Genomic DNA, 15,357 nt, shown 5'->3' with positions numbered 1-15,357 from the left:
GAGTTATTGTGAAAAAAATTACTGTAACAGATATTGTTTCTAAAAAAAACGTAGAAAAAATTGTTATGATAACGGCTTATGATGCACTTTTTGCAAGGCTGTTTGATGAATTTGTTGATATGATTTTAATAGGTGATAGCTTAAATATGAACTTTAAAGGTGAAAATGATACTATAAATGTAACTGTAGATGAAATGATTTATCATACAAAGGCTGTAAAAAATGGAGCAAAAAACAGTTTCATTGTTACAGACATGCCTTTTGGCAGTACTAGTAGCATAAAACAAAGTGTAAAAAACGCTATAAAAATTTATAAACAAACTGGATGTGATGCCGTAAAAATAGAAGGCGGAAAAGATATGGCACTGCATATAAAGGCTCTTTGTGATGAAGGTATAAGTGTGGTAGGACATATCGGACTTATGCCTCAAAAAGTTAGATTAGAGGGGGGATATAAGATAAAAGGTAGAAAAGAAGGCGATTTAAATAGGTTAATGGATGATGCTTTTGCTATAAAAGAAGCAGGAGCTTTTTGTTTTGTACTGGAAGCAACACTTAGTAGTATTGCAGCTGAGATTACAAAGCAAGTTGATATTCCTGTTATAGGTATAGGAAGTGGCGTAAATGTAGATGGGCAAGTTTTGGTTTGGTCTGATTTATTGGGTTTTTTTGAAGAGTTCAAGCCTAAATTTGTAAAACAATATCTAAATGGTGCAAATCTCGTAAAAGAGGCGGTTAAATCATATAAAAATGAGGTTAAAAATTCAATATTTCCAAGTAAAAGCTTTGAATATAACAAATAAAGGAAAAATATGAAATTTAGTGCCATTACTAGCTTATTTTTAGTATGTACTTTAAATTTAGGCGCCTTTGAAGGTTTGAAAAATCAACAAGAATTTGATAAAGCTTATGAATATTATAGCAAAGGTAAATTTAAAGAAGCTCATGATATTTGGGAAGGTTTATGTAAAAATGGTGATGGGCAAAGTTGTACAAATTTAGGATTTATTTTTGACAACAATGATTTGGGTTATAAAAAAGATGAGAAAAAAGCTATAGGTTTATATGAAGAAGCTTGCAATTTAAAAGATAGACTTGGTTGTAAAAACTTAGCAATTTCGCAATATAAACAAGGTAAAGCTGGTAAAGAAGACTTGGCAAAAGCATTGGAAAATTTTAAAAAAGCTTGTGAGTTTGGCGATGGATATTCTTGCACAAACGCTGGTTTTCAGTATGAAAATAGTGAGGGCGTAATGCAAAGTTTAGGCAAAGCTTATGAGTATTATGAAAAAGGATGTAATTTGCAAAATGGCATGGGTTGTGCAAATATAGGTAGTATGTATGCAAATGGCTTTAGCGTAAAAAGAGATTTTAAAAAGGCGCTTGAGTACTTTAAAAAAGGCTGTGAGCTTGGAGATAAACAAGGATGTAAATATGAAAAAGATATTTCAAAAGATGATTTTTTAAAAAATCATGTAAAATAGCTGGCGTAAATGGATAGAATTATAGAAATAGAAAAAACAACTTTTGAAAGTGAATATGAGAGTTCGCTAAGACCAACTTCTTTTGATGATTATATTGGTCAAGAAAAGATAAAATCAAATCTAAAAGTGTTTATAAAGGCTGCTCAAAAAAGAGATGAGTGTTTAGACCATGTTCTTTTTTATGGTCCTCCTGGGCTTGGAAAAACAACACTTGCTTGTATTATAGCAAACGAGATGAACTCAAATATAAAAATGGTTTCTGCTCCCACCATAGAAAAAAGTGGTGATTTGGCTGCAATTCTTACAAATTTACAAATGGGTGATGTGCTTTTTATAGATGAGATACATCGTCTATCTCCAGCTATTGAAGAGATTTTATATCCAGCTATGGAGGATTTTAGATTAGATATAATCATAGGATCTGGGCCAGCTGCGCAAACTATAAAGATAGATATACCAAGATTTACATTAATTGGTGCTACAACAAGAGCGGGAATGATATCGGCTCCGCTTAGGGATAGATTTGGTATGGATTTTAGATTGCAGTTTTATAAAAATAGCGAACTTTGTAAAATAATACAAAGAGCATCTGTAAAACTAGATAAAATATGTGATGAAAGTGCTGCTTTAGAAATAGCCAAAAGATCTCGCGCAACACCTAGAATAGCTTTAAGGTTATTAAAACGTATTAGAGATTTTGCCGAAGTTAATCATGAAGATAGAATAACTCAAAATAGGGCACAAGAAGCTCTTAATGCACTTGGCATAAATGAAGTTGGTTTTGACGAAAAAGATTTAAAATATTTAAAAGTTTTAGCCACTTCAAGAAAGCCCATAGGTCTTAGCACTATTTCAGCTGCTCTTAGTGAAGATGAAAGAACTGTTGAGGATGTTATAGAACCATATTTACTTGCTAATGAATACATACAAAGAACGGCAAAAGGTAGGATAGCTAGCGCTAAGACGCTATCGCTTTTTGGCATAAAAAATATAGAAGGTCTTTTTGATGAAAACAACTAACAATAAATTTTTTACAGCAATCTTACTGTTTGTATCTTTTTGTTTACTTTATCTTTTTAAGCCATTTTTACTAACTATAACAATAGGTATTTTAATGGCTGTTTCTACGGCTAGTTTGGAGAAGAAAATTTTGAAACTAACTGGTGATAGAAAAACTCTTTCTGCTATATTCATAACAGTAATTTTATGCGTGTTTTTCTTGATCCCTATCATATATACAGCGATTTCATTGGCAAAACATGCAAGTGAAGTAAATATGGAGCATATAGCAGCCACTATAGATGGTTTAAAACATTATGATTTTAATTTGCCAAGTAGCATATCTTTTTTAGAACCAAAGATAAAAACATTGATTTCTGGTATAGATATAAAGGCTTTGATTGGAAAATCTCTTGATTACCTAGGTGTTATAGGAAAGTCTAGTGCAAATTTTATAATTGACATGGGTTTTATTGTAGTATTTTACTTCTTTGCAAATTTATATGGATCATCTTTAATAAAATTTATAAAAGATATCTTACCTATTGAAAAAGATGATTTAGATCTGATATTCTCAGAACTTTCAAATACAATGAGTGTTGTTATATACTCTACTATTTTAAATGTTGTTTTACAAGGTTCACTTTTTGCAATTATTGCTAGTATATATGGGCACGATGCCTTACTTCTAGGTATTTTATTTGCATTTGCATCTCTTATACCTGTTGTTGGCGGAGCGCTTATTTATGTGCCAATAACTATATATGAAATATATCAAGGCAATATTGTAGATGGTATAGTTATTTTAGTATATAGTATAGTTGTTATATCTACTATAGCAGATAATTTCATAAAACCGGTAATTATAGCTTTTATAAACAAAAAAATGGTAGAAAAGCCAGCAAATATAAACGAGATACTCATATTTTTCTCAATGTTAGCTGGAATGTCTACATTTGGTTTTTGGGGAATTATATTAGGACCAGCGATAGTTACTTTCTTTTTATCTGTTTTAAAACTTTATGCTATGATAAAAGAAGATAAGATTTTATTTTAGATGGTTAAATGGTGCGATCAGCGAGATTTGAACTCGCACACACGGAGTGCACTACCCCCTCAAGATAGCGTGTCTACCAATTCCACCATGATCGCATGAAGTTTTCCCGCGATAGCGGGAAATATACTAGCCTAATAATGGGTTAGCGTAAAGTATTATAAGAGCAACAACCAAAGCATAGATAACTTGAGCTTCGATCATCGCAAGAGCAATAAACATAGTTGTTGTAAGTTTACCACCAATTCCTGGATTTCTTGCTGTACCAGAAATTGTAGCAGCAGCTGTATTTCCCATACCAATTGCACCACCAACGGCAGCAATACCTAAGCCTAAACCAGCAGCTAAAACTGAATATGATCTAATCATTTCGCCATCAGCTGCAAATGCAAAACCACAAAATACAAAAAGTAGAAAAACTATTTTTTTCATACTATTCCTTTATTAAAAAGCTAAAGTTAGTTCGGATCATTTCCCCTACTTAAAACTTCGCAAGATATAATTCTATAAAATATTTCCTTTTGTTATCATTAAAAAAGTATTACTATTTTATTTTTAATTTTTTTAAACTATTTATTACAATTTTTTTGCTATAGTTAACAAATATAGATAAAATTTTATAAGGCATAAATATAAATGTTTGGAAAGTTTAAATCTTTTATATTAAAAAAAGTATTTTTGATATCCAAGAAGCCAGTTCTTTTTTTAGATCTTTTGGAGGCAAATTCATTATACAATGAAAATATGCTAATAGATCCATCGAAGTTAAACTTTAGATTTAAATACAGTTCATTATATAGTTTGTTTGCTATCTTTACTATACTTTTATTATTAATTGTTACTCTTTTTATGCATAGATTTTTTACTAAATTGGATTTTCATGTTTTAATAGTCCTTATTGTTGTTAGCACTATATTTGTGATTTTTTGTTTTGATGTCTTTAAAATTTGGGCAAGAAAAAATATTAGTTTAGCTCTTATAAAAAAGGCTTGGGAAAATCACTTTCCATTTTTTCCTTATGAAAAATATTCTAAAAAAGTAGAAGAAATTTATAATACTGCTTTAAAAGAAGAAGTTCAAAGACGAGATATGCAACAGTATGTTATGAGCAAAATTTCTAAGTCTTGATTGTTTATTATGGTATGGAGAGTGGATTTAATATTTGATTTTTAAATTTAATTGCTTGTAGAGTTGAGTTTAATTCCCTGTTTTCTTCTTTTAATACCTCTATTTTGCTATTTATTTGTGATATCTCTCTGCTTACATAATAAATTTTATTCGTTATTCCAATTTTTACTAAAAATATTAAAAGTATTACAAACATTGCAAGTAAAACAATGACTAAATCTTTAACTGTAATAATATCTTGTTTTAAAATCGACTCTTTATTGGCATCTAAAAGAGTTTGTTTGTCTTGTATATTATCAATTTTTATTTGATCCATCTTTTCCTCTGTTTATATAAAACACCCTTAGCTTTGCACTTGAGCTACGACTATTTTCTTTCAATTCGTTTTTGGATGCAGTAATTGGTTTTTTTGTTAGCATATAGCCAAAATTATGATTATTCCCACACTCACATTTTAATGCAAAATCAGGACATATGCAGCTTTTTGACCACTTTTTAAACTTATTTTTTACTATCCTATCCTCTAAAGAATGAAATGTGATTATAGCTAAAAAACATTCATTTATATTGTTCTTTTCAATATTGTTTAATAATTTTTCAAGCTCTTCCAACTCATTGTTTACTTCTATCCTTATAGCTTGAAAAACTAAAATAGAAGGGGCAATATTTCTGCCTTTTATTTTAAATTTGTTTACCAAATTTGATAATTCTTTAGCAGAGGATATTTTTGAAATTTCTCTTTGGCAAACTATTGCCTCAGCTATTTTTTTTGCATTTATAAGCTCGCCGTAATTATATAAAATATCGCTAAGTTGTTGTAGACTGTATGAGTTTACAACATCATAAGCACTAAGTTGTAAGTCGTTATCCATTCTCATATCTAAAACTTCACTATTTAGAGAAAAACCTCTTTGTGATTTATCTATTTGAAGAGATGAAACTCCAATGTCTGCTAAAATTCCTTTAATGTTTTTTATTTCATTTTTTTTAATATAATTAAATATATTTGAATATGTATCCTTATGTATATCAACTCTACTATTAAAAGGCTCAAGTCTATTTGATGAAAATTCAATAGCTTCTTTATCTCTATCGCAAGCAATTAATTTTATATTTTCGCAAGTATTTAAAATCGCTTCACTATGACCGCCGTAACCTAGTGTACAATCAAGTACTATTCCGCTATTAATTTTAGAAAAAAATGATAAAATTTCGTCTTTTAAAACTGGAATATGTGGAATTTTCAAACTAAAACCTAAATTAAGTAAAATAAATATAGTATAATAGCAGATTAAAGTTAAAAAGGTTTTAAATATGTATTTTCATTATTATTTAGAAGAAATACAAAAGATGTCTCTTTCTATGTTTAGAAAAGGGTTTTTAGGTATTTTTCATGGTTCAATTTCTGCAAGATTAGAACAAGATAAATTTATAATCAATAAAAAAGATGCAGTTTTTGATAGCCTACAAAAAGACGATTTGATTGTCCTTACATCTCAAAAAGATTATAGATGGAATGATGCTAGTATAGATAGTTCTATACATTATAATATATATAAATATATATATGAAGCAAAATATGTTTGTTATGCAATGCCTTCAAATATTATTGCATATAGTTTAAATAATAGTGCTATAGTGCCAAAGGATTATTATGGTGCTGTAAATTTTAATAATATTAAAATTTATGATCCAAAACAGTTTGATGATTGGTATGAAAGAGCGAGTAGTGAAATTTATAGATATCTAATAGAAAATAGTGCAAACATCATGGTTATAAAAGGCTATGGCGTCTTTTGCTATGGTAGAACTATTTATGAACTTGCGAAAAATATAGCAGTACTTGAGAATAGTTGTAAGTTATTAAATTTGGCAAAATCTAACTAACTTTTTTTGTTAGTAACAAAAAAAATAAAATATTTTAAAATATAATGCCGAATTTAAGCTTTTTTAAACACTAATTTATATAAAATGGTACGCAGATTTATTTGTATTGTTAGTAAAAAGGGAATATTTATATGATAACATGGATGCAAAAGAAAAAAAAATACCTAGTTGTTACGATATGGATAAGCACCATAGCATTTGTTGGTGCTGGTTTTGTAGGATGGGGTGCTTACGACTTTAATTCAGAGAGATCAAAATCCGTTGCAAAAGTAGGTCATAGAAATATAAGTATAGAAGAATTTCAACATAGATATTCGAACTTTTATAACTATTATAATAATATGTTTGATGGCAAGTTTACAAAAGAGCAAGCCGAGCAAATGGGTCTAGATAATCTTGCATTACAAAATTTAATACAAGAAAACTTATTTTTAAATTACGCTGATGATTTAGGTCTTAGAGTAAGTGAAAAAGATGTTGCTCAAAGTATACTAAAAGATAAAAATTTTCAAAAAGATGGAGCTTTTAATAGAGCTCTTTATGAGGATACGCTTAGTTCTAATGGTATAAAGCCAGCTCAGTTTGAAGAGACTTTAAAAAAGACAATACTTATACAAAAATTATTTAATGTTTTAAATTTACCTTCTTCAAAAGATGATATATCAATGCTTGGAGCATCTTTCTTTATGCAAGACAGAGTTGCTATAAATGTTATAAATGCTGATGAAAATATTGTTATAAATGAAGATGAGCTAAAAAAAACTTGGGAAGATAATAAAAATAGTTTTCAAACAGAGAAAAGTTATAATCTAAAATCACTGTATATACCTAATGTAAATACTGATTTAAATGATAGTCAATTGATTGCATTTTATGATCAAAATAGGGGAAATTATAGAGATAACAGCGATAAAATACTTGAATATAATGAAGTAAAAGATAGAGTAAAGCAAGATTACAATATGAAGGAAACTAGGAAAATAGCCCTAGAAAAATATGTTGAGTTTAAAAAAGATACAAATATAGCTAATGAAAATCTTATAGTAAAAGAAAGTAATGCAACTTTTCCAGTAGTTGAACTAGAGAATGTAAAGACTGGGGATATTTTAAAGCCTTTTGAATATAATAATGGTTATTTACTAGTAAAAGTTGAAAATGTAAATTTGCCAGAGCCAAAGACTTATGAACAAGCAAGAAAGGATGCTTTGGAAATTTATACCGCAAATAAAACTAAACAAATTTTAGAAAATAAAGCTAAAAAATCTTTAGAAAACTTTTCTGGTAAAGATATTGGTTTTATTGGTAGGGATTCAAAAAAGAGTTTTGATAATCTTACTGAAAGTGAATTTAGGATTTTTGCTTCTCAGTTATTTGAACAAACTAACAAAAAAGGTTTTGTTATTTTAGATAAAAAGGCTATTGTATACGAAATTTTGGAACAAAAATTGCTTAATAACGACAAGTTAGTTGAGTATAAAGATATGCTAACACAGAGTTCAAATGATTTAATAAACAATGAATTAAACACAGATATTGTAAATTCATTGTTTAAACGCTATAAAATTGAACAATATTATAAAAGGTAATTATTATGACTATATTAGGGCTGGATATTGGCTCAGTTCATATAAGGGCTGTTACTGCTGAGTTAAACAGCGAGAATGAACTAAAAATTACAGGCATTGGTAAAGCACCTTCTCAGGGTATTAAAAAAGGTGTTATAACAAATATTGAGCTTGCTTCGAAATCTATAAAACAAGCTTGGGAACAAGCCTCTTTGATATCTGGCGCCCAGTGTGATAAGGTTATAGTTTCTGTTAGTGGCGCTTATGCTAAAAGTGTTGATAGTGTTGGTGTAATAACAATAAGCAATGTAAAAGGCGATAAAAACGAACAAAATGCTTCTGGTAGCGCAAATATAGGCATAAATCAAATAAGCAGAGCTATAAAAACAGCTATGTATAATGCAACAATTCCTCCTAATTATGAGAAACTTCACGTTCTTCCTTATAATTTTAAAGTAGAAGAACAAAATGATATAGAAGATCCACTTGGAATGTGCGGAGCAAGACTCGAGGTTTCTACTCATATTATTTTAGTTCAAAGTGGAACTTTGGCTAACCTTAAAAAAGTTATAGAAAATGCAGGAATTGCTGTTGATAATATTGTTTTATCTGGATATGCATCTTCTATAGCAACTCTAAATAAAGATGAAAAAGAACTAGGCGCAGTTTTAATAGATATGGGTGGTGCAACTTGTAATATGGTAGTTCACTCTGGAAATTCTATTAGATCAAATGAGTTTTTGAGTGTTGGGTCTGTAAATATTACAACAGATTTGTCTGTTGCTTTGCATACTCCTATGATTAGTGCTGAAAATGTAAAACTAAAATATAGAGATTTGAAGCTTCAAGGAAATGATATTATTGAACTTCCAGTTCTCGCAAACGAACAATCAATGCATGAAGTTTCATTGAATGTTATAGAAAAAGTAATCTATGCAAGAGCCGAAGAAACATTGATGATACTAGCAAAAATGCTTGATAAAACAAACTTAAAACATCTAGCAAGTGCAGGTGTTGTTTTAACTGGTGGTATGACAAAGCTAGAAGGAATTTATGAGTTAGCTTGCGCGGTATTTAGTAATCTTCCAGTAAGACTTGCAAGACCAAAAGAACTTTCTGGTTTGGTAGAAGTTTTAAGGGATCCTGAAAATTCCTGCGCTATAGGGCTTTGTATGTATGGTGCTGGATATTTTACTCCATATGAAATAGATTCAAATGGAAATATGCGTTATAGAGGAGAGTTTACTTCTCAATCTAATAATAGGATTTTAAAACAAGATTTTCCTAAATTTAAAAAGGAAAATGACATTAATGATTTTCCTAAATTTAAAAGAGAGATTATTGATAATGAAAATGAGTTAACAAAAGATAATAAAAAAGAAGAAAAAAACAGTGATACAAAGAGGATGCATCCAGATATTGGATTGGCAAAAGAAGAGATGGAGCTTAGCCTTATAGCTAAAGTATGGCAAAAGCTTGGACAAATATTTTAGAGGAGACAAAAACATATGGGCAATTTTACTGTTGAGGAAAATAAAAAAACATACGGGGCTAAGATAAAGGTTATAGGCGTTGGTGGCGGTGGTGGAAATATGATAAACCATATTATAAGAGAAGGTGCGAATGTTGAGCAAGTTGATCTTATAGTTGCAAATACTGATGCACAAGCCTTAGATGGATCTTTTGCTAAAACAAAGATTCAATTAGGAGAGAAATTAACAAGAGGACTTGGTGCTGGAATGACACCAGAGGTTGGAAAAAATTCTGCTGAAGAAAGTAGAGATGAAATAAAAAGTGCCTTAGAATATTCTGATATAGTTTTTATAGCAGCTGGTTTTGGTGGAGGTACTGGAACTGGTGCAGCTCCTATAATAGCTAGTATTGCCCAAGAGATAAATGCACTTACAATTGGTGTTGTAACAACACCTTTCCCTTTTGAAGGTAAAAAAAGAAAAGCAATAGCATTAAATGGAATAGAGGAATTTAAAAAAGAATGTAATTCGGTGATCATAATTCCAAATGAAAAATTACTCGGTTTAGTAGATAAAAAGGCTAGTCTAAAAGATTGCTTTAAAATGGTTGATAGTGTTTTAGCTAAAGCCGTTTGTGGTATGTATTCTGTTATATTAGAACATGGCGAAAGCGATGTGAATGTTGATTTTGCAGATGTTAGAAAAGTTATGTCAAATAGAGGTTTAGCTATAATTGGTGTTGGTGTAAGCGAAGGAGAAGATGCTGCTAATGAAGCTATAAAAGAAGCTATATCATCTCCTCTTTTAGATAACTCTTGTATAGATGGTGCTATTGGCGTACTTGTTCATTTTAAAATTGGTCCACAATGTTCATTGTTTGAAATAACAGCTGCTATGAACTTAGTTCATGAAGCTTCTGATGAAGATGCAACTATTATTTTTGGAACTACTACTGACCAAAACATAACAGATAATAGAGTTGAAGTTACTATCATAGCAACTGGTTTTAAAAGTAAGTTTGAAGAAAAAAAACAAGCAGAAATTGAAACAAAAAAACCTGAAAGTTTATTAAGATTAAAAGTTAGTGGCGGTTATGATGATTTTGATATAGCTCAAGATCTTGATAGGCCAGCTTATACTAGATATAATATGGATTGATTCCGCAAATTTTAAGTCTTCTCTATAAAAACATCATATAAAATTATGATGTTTTTATTTTTTGTCCACAAATATTTGTAAGTTATTTATATTCAAAAATTTTAAAAAAATATTAAGTTTTTATTTTAATTTTATACTTTATTAATTTTAATTATTATAAAATTTTAGCTAAGTAATACAATTTATTTAGGGAGAAAACAATGGGTTTCTTAGCAAATCTTAGTGGTCCAACGCAGTTTTGGATAGAACTAGTAATAGTTCTAATTTGTCTTTTTTATGGTGCAAAAAAGGGCGGTATAGCTCTTGGATTGTTAGGTGGTATAGGTCTTATATTTATGATCTTTTTTATGGGAACGCCACCTGGTAAACCAGCTACTAGCGTTATTTTAACGATACTTGCTGTGGTTACAGCTAGTGCAACACTTCAAGCTAGCGGTGGTTTGGATTGCTTACTTCAAATAGCTGAGAAAATACTTAGAAAAAATCCAAAGTATGTTTCAATACTAGCCCCTATTGTTACTTGTACTTTAACAATACTTTGTGGAACAGGACATGTTGTTTATACTGTTTTGCCAATAGTCTATGATGTTGCTATTAAAAATGATATTCGCCCAGAAAGACCAATGGCTGCAAGCTCTATATCTTCGCAAATGGGCGTAGTTGCAAGCCCTGTTTCAGTTGCCGTTGTTACACTAACAGCTTTTTTAGTTGGAGGAAAAGCCCATCTTGCAAACTTTAATGGATATACAGATTTGCTTAAAATAACAATTCCTGCTACTTTTTTTGGTGTTTTGGTAGTTGGAATTTGGTCTATGTTTAGAGGTAAAGATTTGGATAAAGATCCAGATTTTCAAGAGAGGATAAAAGATCCTGTTGAAAAAGCTAAAATTTATGGTAGTGATGTTGCAACATTAATTGGTATAAAATTAGATTCTAAAAAATGGACAGCTATGTGGATATTTGTAATAACAATAGCGGTAGTTGCGATTTTAGGATATTTTAGTAATCTTCGTCCATCATTTCCAAATGCAAAAGGTGCTATGAGTCCAATTGGAATGACTGAGACAATTCAAATTTTTATGTTATTAGCTGGTGCACTCATTATAGTTTTTACAAATACTAATGCTGGAAGCATATCTAAAAATGATGTATTTAGATCTGGTATGGTAGCAATGGTTGCTGTTTTTGGAATTTCATGGATGGCAGAGACAATGTTTGCAGCGCATCTTACTATGCTCAAAAACGCGCTTGGTGGAATAGTTACAGAACATCCTTGGACTTACGCTATAATGCTTTTGCTTGTTTCTAAATTTGTAAACTCTCAAGCTGCGGCTCTTACAGCTTTTGTGCCGCTTGCACTAGGAGTTGGTGTTAGTCCTGGTATTATAGTAGCCTTTGCTCCTGCTTGTTATGGTTATTATATATTGCCAACTTATCCAAGTGATCTTGCTGCCATTCAGTTTGATAGAAGTGGAACAACAAAGATAGGAAAATATGTTATAAATCATAGCTTTATTTTACCAGGACTTATAGGCGTATTCTCGTCTTGTTGTGTAGGATATCTACTTGCAAGTATGGCTGGATATATTTAGGCTTAAAAGGAGAGAATATATGAAAATAGTAAAATATGATGATATAGTACAAACTGTTGCAAATTTAGCAAAAAATGCTTGTACTATAATAACACCGGATATAAAAAAATCTTTTTTAAAAGCTAAAGATACTGAAAAATCACCGCTTGGTAAAAGCATAATTGAAAAGCTTTTATCAAATGCTGAAATATCGAAAAAAAGTGGAATCCCTTTATGTCAAGACACTGGCATGACTGTTGTTATTGTAACTATGGGTCAAAATGTGCAAATTGATGGCGGATATATAGAAGATGCAATAAATGAAGGGGTTTCAAAAGGTTATACTGAAAACTATCTTAGAAAATCAGTTGTAAATGATCCTATATATGAGAGAAAGAATACTACAAATAACACTCCCGCTATCATACATGTAAAACTAGTAAAAGAGGATATATTTAATATAAAAGTTGCAACAAAAGGCTTTGGCAGTGAAAATAAAAGTAGATTAAAAATGCTAGTTCCTGCTGATGGAATAGAAGGTATAAAAGAATTTTTTCTAGAAACTGTGAAACTTGCAGGACCAAATGCTTGTCCGCCTCTTGTAATAGGCGTTGGAATAGGCGGTACTATGGAAAAAGCAGCTATTATGGCAAAAGAAGCTGCTATTAGAGAAACTGATAGTAAAAATCCAGATGCTAGATATGCTAAATTAGAAGAGGAGCTTCTAGAACTTGCAAATAAAACTGGCGTTGGACCACAAGGACTTGGTGGAACAAATACAGCGCTTAAGGTAAATGTTGAATGGTATCCAACTCATATTGCTGGTCTTCCTGTGGCTGTAAATATAAACTGTCATGCAGCAAGACATGCTGAAGCTAATCTTTAAGGAGTTTAAATGTATGAAGTAAAAAAAATACATGCACCTTTTGATAAAGATGTGGTTAAAACCTTAAAAGCTGGTGATAATGTTTTAATAACAGGAACTATAATAGCCGCAAGAGATGCTGCGCATAAAAAATTAACAGAAGCTCTAGCAAATGGCGAAAAGCTTTCAGTTGATTTTCAAAATCAAACCATATACTATGTTGGGCCAAGTCCAGCACAACCTGGCCAAGCCATAGGTTCTGCCGGACCTACAACAAGCAGTAGAATGGATAAATACACTCCAACTATGCTAGAACTCGGTGTAAGCTGTATGATAGGTAAAGGCTATAGGAGTGAGGCAGTTGTGCAATCAATGAAGAAAAACTGCGTTGTTTATATGGTTGCAATTGGCGGAAGTGGCGCTTTAATATCTCAAAGTGTAAAAAAATATGAGGTTTTGGCTTATCCAGAACTTGGTCCAGAAGCAGTTGCTAGGCTTGAAGTTGTTGATTTTCCAGCAATTGTTGCAATTGATTGCGAGGGAAATGACTTTTATAAACAAGGTCAAGAACCTTATAAACAAATTTAATCGATTTTTATGTCAGTAAAGTAGTCAAATAAAAATTATTTTGACTACTTTAAAATTTATAATTTTTATTAAATTTTTAATTTTCTATAATTTTTAAATTCTTTTTTTATAAATCTAGTATTCAATTAAAGTTAATCTCAAATAAAGAAGCTTTAAGCTATGACTATATCTATAAAAAATATATACTATTTATTTATTTCTGAAAATAAATTTAGAGAAATTTTAAAGTATTTTTGACTTGATATGAAAACTGTAAAGATAGCATTTTTCAAAGAAAATCATAACAAAATTCTAAAAAAAGTATTAGAATCTTTATAATAAAAGAGTGTGAGTTTAGATATAACAACAATGAAAATATCTATCAATTTTGTAAAAATTTAGTAATAATTTAATAAAACTTTAATTTAATTAAATATAAAATTTACTAATCAAAAAGTTATTTTATGCAATTATAAAAAAAGATGGGGCGGGAGGTATAAAAATGTTTTTTAATGTTTCTAATGCGAAAAGTAAAGAAGTTGATCTTCTAAAAAAAGAAAATTTAGCACTTAAAAATGAGATAGATATATTAAGATCTGATAATTTATCATTAAAAGAATCTATATCAGAAATTTCTAACATAGAAATGTCTGATATAGAAAAAGATTTGTCAAATTTAATGCTAAAAGGTATTCAAAGCGGAGTTAAAGTTGTTCAATCTGACATGGAAAACAACCTTGAAAATATGGAAGAAATTAGTTCTTTTAATATTGATATTTCAAAAAATATTTCCGAATTATCAAATTCTACAAATATTATTGTTGAGCATTTAACAAAAATTTTATCTTCATCTCATAGCTCTAGAACGACAGCTGAAAATTTGCATAAAGGTGTTGAGGAAATTACAAATATCATAAATTTGATCAAAGATATATCAGATCAAACAAATCTTCTTGCACTTAATGCTGCTATAGAAGCGGCTCGTGCTGGTGAAGCAGGAAGAGGATTTGCTGTAGTCGCTGATGAAGTTAGAAAACTTGCCGAGAAAACGCAAAAAGCAACATCGGAAGTAGAAATGAATGTAAATTTACTTAGACAAAATGCTAATGAGATGTTTGAACAAAGTGAAGATGTTGAAAAAATAGCAGTAGAATCAAATGCACACATTGATCAGTTTTCATCTAATTTTAAAGAAATTATAAAAGATTCTGTTACTATTAAAAGTAAATCAGAAAGTACAACATATAATATTTTTATAGCATTGGTGAAACTTGATCACATTTTATTTAAAATAAATGGATATGGTAGAATTTTATCAAATAATCCAGAAAAATTATCAGATCATCTTAATTGTCGTTTGGGTAAATGGTATCAATCAAAAGGCAAAGAAATATTTTCTGATACTAAAAATTTTGCTAACATAAATTCTCCTCATATGAAAGTTCATAGTTATATAAACAAAGCAATAGAGGATCTTGCTAAAAATGATATGCAAAATATGAAAAAATATTTTGAAGAAGCTGAAAATTTATCTATTGAATTATTTGGTATTTTTGATAATATGCTAAAAGAAAAGATATCAGAATAAACAAAAAACATGAAAGTGT

General features: G+C 29.9%; 16 protein-coding genes, 1 tRNA gene and 1 pseudogene. 14 read left to right on the top strand and 4 right to left on the bottom strand.

The window, feature by feature from the left end:
• Positions 1-65 precede the first annotated feature (65 nt).
• From panB to ACZ5VL_RS08350, 4 genes are read left to right on the top strand one after another with little or no spacing between them, the layout of a single operon-like run.
• A complete protein-coding gene (panB, locus tag ACZ5VL_RS08365) occupies positions 66-803 on the top strand; it encodes a 3-methyl-2-oxobutanoate hydroxymethyltransferase (RefSeq protein ID WP_464200322.1) in 738 nt (245 codons plus the stop codon).
• 9 nt (positions 804-812) lie between these two features.
• Positions 813-1,484, top strand: a complete 672-nt coding sequence (locus ACZ5VL_RS08360; RefSeq protein WP_464198692.1) for a tetratricopeptide repeat protein — start codon at positions 813-815, stop codon at positions 1,482-1,484.
• A 9-nt stretch (positions 1,485-1,493) separates the two neighbouring features.
• Entirely contained in the window at positions 1,494-2,504 is a 1,011-nt protein-coding gene (ruvB, locus tag ACZ5VL_RS08355) for a Holliday junction branch migration DNA helicase RuvB (RefSeq protein ID WP_464198690.1), read from the top strand.
• The gene (locus ACZ5VL_RS08350) at positions 2,491-3,540 is read left to right on the top strand and encodes an AI-2E family transporter (protein WP_464198688.1); all 1,050 of its coding nucleotides are present in this window, start codon (positions 2,491-2,493) and stop codon (positions 3,538-3,540) included. Before ruvB ends, ACZ5VL_RS08350 begins: the two co-directional genes overlap by 14 nt.
• 9 nt (positions 3,541-3,549) lie before the next feature.
• Here ACZ5VL_RS08350 and ACZ5VL_RS08345 read toward each other — a convergent pair.
• Both ACZ5VL_RS08345 and ACZ5VL_RS08340 read right to left on the bottom strand, forming a co-directional pair.
• Positions 3,550-3,635 (bottom strand) — tRNA-Leu (locus tag ACZ5VL_RS08345).
• A 31-nt stretch (positions 3,636-3,666) separates the two neighbouring features.
• Positions 3,667-3,969, bottom strand: coding sequence for a F0F1 ATP synthase subunit C (locus tag ACZ5VL_RS08340; protein WP_464198686.1), 303 nt, complete (start codon positions 3,967-3,969; stop codon positions 3,667-3,669).
• Positions 3,970-4,173: 204 nt separating this feature from the next.
• Between ACZ5VL_RS08340 and ACZ5VL_RS08335 the strand changes: the two genes are divergently transcribed.
• Positions 4,174-4,665 carry a hypothetical protein gene (locus ACZ5VL_RS08335; protein WP_464198684.1) on the top strand — a complete coding sequence of 164 codons (492 nt, stop codon included), beginning with the start codon at positions 4,174-4,176 and terminating at the stop codon, positions 4,663-4,665.
• A gap of 7 nt (positions 4,666-4,672) precedes the next feature.
• On the opposite strand, the gene ACZ5VL_RS08330 is transcribed toward ACZ5VL_RS08335, so the two are convergent.
• Entirely contained in the window at positions 4,673-4,981 is a 309-nt protein-coding gene (locus ACZ5VL_RS08330) for a hypothetical protein (protein ID WP_464198682.1), read from the bottom strand.
• Positions 4,962-5,912 (bottom strand): 16S rRNA (cytosine(1402)-N(4))-methyltransferase RsmH, encoded by a 951-nt coding sequence (gene rsmH / locus ACZ5VL_RS08325; RefSeq protein WP_464198680.1) that lies wholly within the window; start codon positions 5,910-5,912, stop codon positions 4,962-4,964. The genes ACZ5VL_RS08330 and rsmH overlap by 20 nt, the downstream gene beginning before the upstream one ends.
• Before the next feature lie 67 nt (positions 5,913-5,979).
• Here rsmH and ACZ5VL_RS08320 point away from each other — a divergent pair, with 67 nt between their 5' ends.
• The 9 genes and pseudogenes from ACZ5VL_RS08320 (at position 5,980) to ACZ5VL_RS08280 (ending at position 15,338) form a co-directional block, all read left to right on the top strand.
• Positions 5,980-6,552, top strand: coding sequence for a class II aldolase and adducin N-terminal domain-containing protein (locus ACZ5VL_RS08320; protein ID WP_464198679.1), 573 nt, complete (start codon positions 5,980-5,982; stop codon positions 6,550-6,552).
• Between the two features lie 131 nt (positions 6,553-6,683).
• The gene (locus ACZ5VL_RS08315) at positions 6,684-8,138 is read left to right on the top strand and encodes a peptidylprolyl isomerase (RefSeq protein WP_464198677.1); all 1,455 of its coding nucleotides are present in this window, start codon (positions 6,684-6,686) and stop codon (positions 8,136-8,138) included.
• A 5-nt stretch (positions 8,139-8,143) separates the two neighbouring features.
• A complete protein-coding gene (ftsA, locus tag ACZ5VL_RS08310; protein WP_464198676.1) occupies positions 8,144-9,610 on the top strand; it encodes a cell division protein FtsA in 1,467 nt (488 codons plus the stop codon).
• Positions 9,611-9,625: 15 nt separating this feature from the next.
• Positions 9,626-10,747, top strand: coding sequence for a cell division protein FtsZ (ftsZ, locus tag ACZ5VL_RS08305; RefSeq protein WP_464198674.1), 1,122 nt, complete (start codon positions 9,626-9,628; stop codon positions 10,745-10,747).
• Between the two features lie 200 nt (positions 10,748-10,947).
• Complete coding sequence (locus tag ACZ5VL_RS08300; protein ID WP_464198672.1) at positions 10,948-12,339, top strand: anaerobic C4-dicarboxylate transporter; 1,392 nt, start codon at positions 10,948-10,950, stop codon at positions 12,337-12,339.
• A 19-nt stretch (positions 12,340-12,358) separates the two neighbouring features.
• The gene (locus ACZ5VL_RS08295) at positions 12,359-13,204 is read left to right on the top strand and encodes a fumarate hydratase (RefSeq protein ID WP_464198670.1); all 846 of its coding nucleotides are present in this window, start codon (positions 12,359-12,361) and stop codon (positions 13,202-13,204) included.
• A 9-nt stretch (positions 13,205-13,213) separates the two neighbouring features.
• A complete protein-coding gene (locus tag ACZ5VL_RS08290; protein ID WP_464198668.1) occupies positions 13,214-13,771 on the top strand; it encodes a Fe-S-containing hydro-lyase in 558 nt (185 codons plus the stop codon).
• 886 nt (positions 13,772-14,657) lie between these two features.
• A pseudogene (locus ACZ5VL_RS08285) lies at positions 14,658-14,909 on the top strand (methyl-accepting chemotaxis protein); the annotation flags it as partial.
• A gap of 105 nt (positions 14,910-15,014) precedes the next feature.
• Positions 15,015-15,338 carry a CZB domain-containing protein gene (locus ACZ5VL_RS08280; RefSeq protein ID WP_464200320.1) on the top strand — a complete coding sequence of 108 codons (324 nt, stop codon included), beginning with the start codon at positions 15,015-15,017 and terminating at the stop codon, positions 15,336-15,338.
• The last annotated feature ends 19 nt before the right edge of the window (positions 15,339-15,357 follow it).

It is taken from the genome of Campylobacter sp. GTC17093, from assembly GCF_055397635.1.
Note: the sequence above shows the minus strand (reverse complement) of the source record. Positions and strands in the feature narration are given on the sequence as shown.

Bases quoted from the DNA above. Each gene is read 5' to 3' on its own strand.
- ftsZ (WP_464198674.1), top strand. From the start codon at position 9,626: ATGGGCAATTTTACTGTTGAGGAAAATAAAAAAACATACGGGGCTAAG.
- ACZ5VL_RS08320 (WP_464198679.1), top strand. From the start codon at position 5,980: ATGTATTTTCATTATTATTTAGAAGAAATACAAAAGATGTCTCTTTCT.
- ACZ5VL_RS08295 (WP_464198670.1), top strand. From the start codon at position 12,359: ATGAAAATAGTAAAATATGATGATATAGTACAAACTGTTGCAAATTTA.
- ACZ5VL_RS08330 (WP_464198682.1), bottom strand. From the start codon at position 4,981: ATGGATCAAATAAAAATTGATAATATACAAGACAAACAAACTCTTTTA.
- ACZ5VL_RS08360 (WP_464198692.1), top strand. From the start codon at position 813: ATGAAATTTAGTGCCATTACTAGCTTATTTTTAGTATGTACTTTAAAT.
- ACZ5VL_RS08300 (WP_464198672.1), top strand. From the start codon at position 10,948: ATGGGTTTCTTAGCAAATCTTAGTGGTCCAACGCAGTTTTGGATAGAA.
- ACZ5VL_RS08350 (WP_464198688.1), top strand. From the start codon at position 2,491: ATGAAAACAACTAACAATAAATTTTTTACAGCAATCTTACTGTTTGTA.
- ruvB (WP_464198690.1), top strand. From the start codon at position 1,494: ATGGATAGAATTATAGAAATAGAAAAAACAACTTTTGAAAGTGAATAT.
- ACZ5VL_RS08315 (WP_464198677.1), top strand. From the start codon at position 6,684: ATGATAACATGGATGCAAAAGAAAAAAAAATACCTAGTTGTTACGATA.
- ACZ5VL_RS08290 (WP_464198668.1), top strand. From the start codon at position 13,214: ATGTATGAAGTAAAAAAAATACATGCACCTTTTGATAAAGATGTGGTT.
- ftsA (WP_464198676.1), top strand. From the start codon at position 8,144: ATGACTATATTAGGGCTGGATATTGGCTCAGTTCATATAAGGGCTGTT.
- ACZ5VL_RS08335 (WP_464198684.1), top strand. From the start codon at position 4,174: ATGTTTGGAAAGTTTAAATCTTTTATATTAAAAAAAGTATTTTTGATA.
- ACZ5VL_RS08340 (WP_464198686.1), bottom strand. From the start codon at position 3,969: ATGAAAAAAATAGTTTTTCTACTTTTTGTATTTTGTGGTTTTGCATTT.
- panB (WP_464200322.1), top strand. From the start codon at position 66: ATGATAACGGCTTATGATGCACTTTTTGCAAGGCTGTTTGATGAATTT.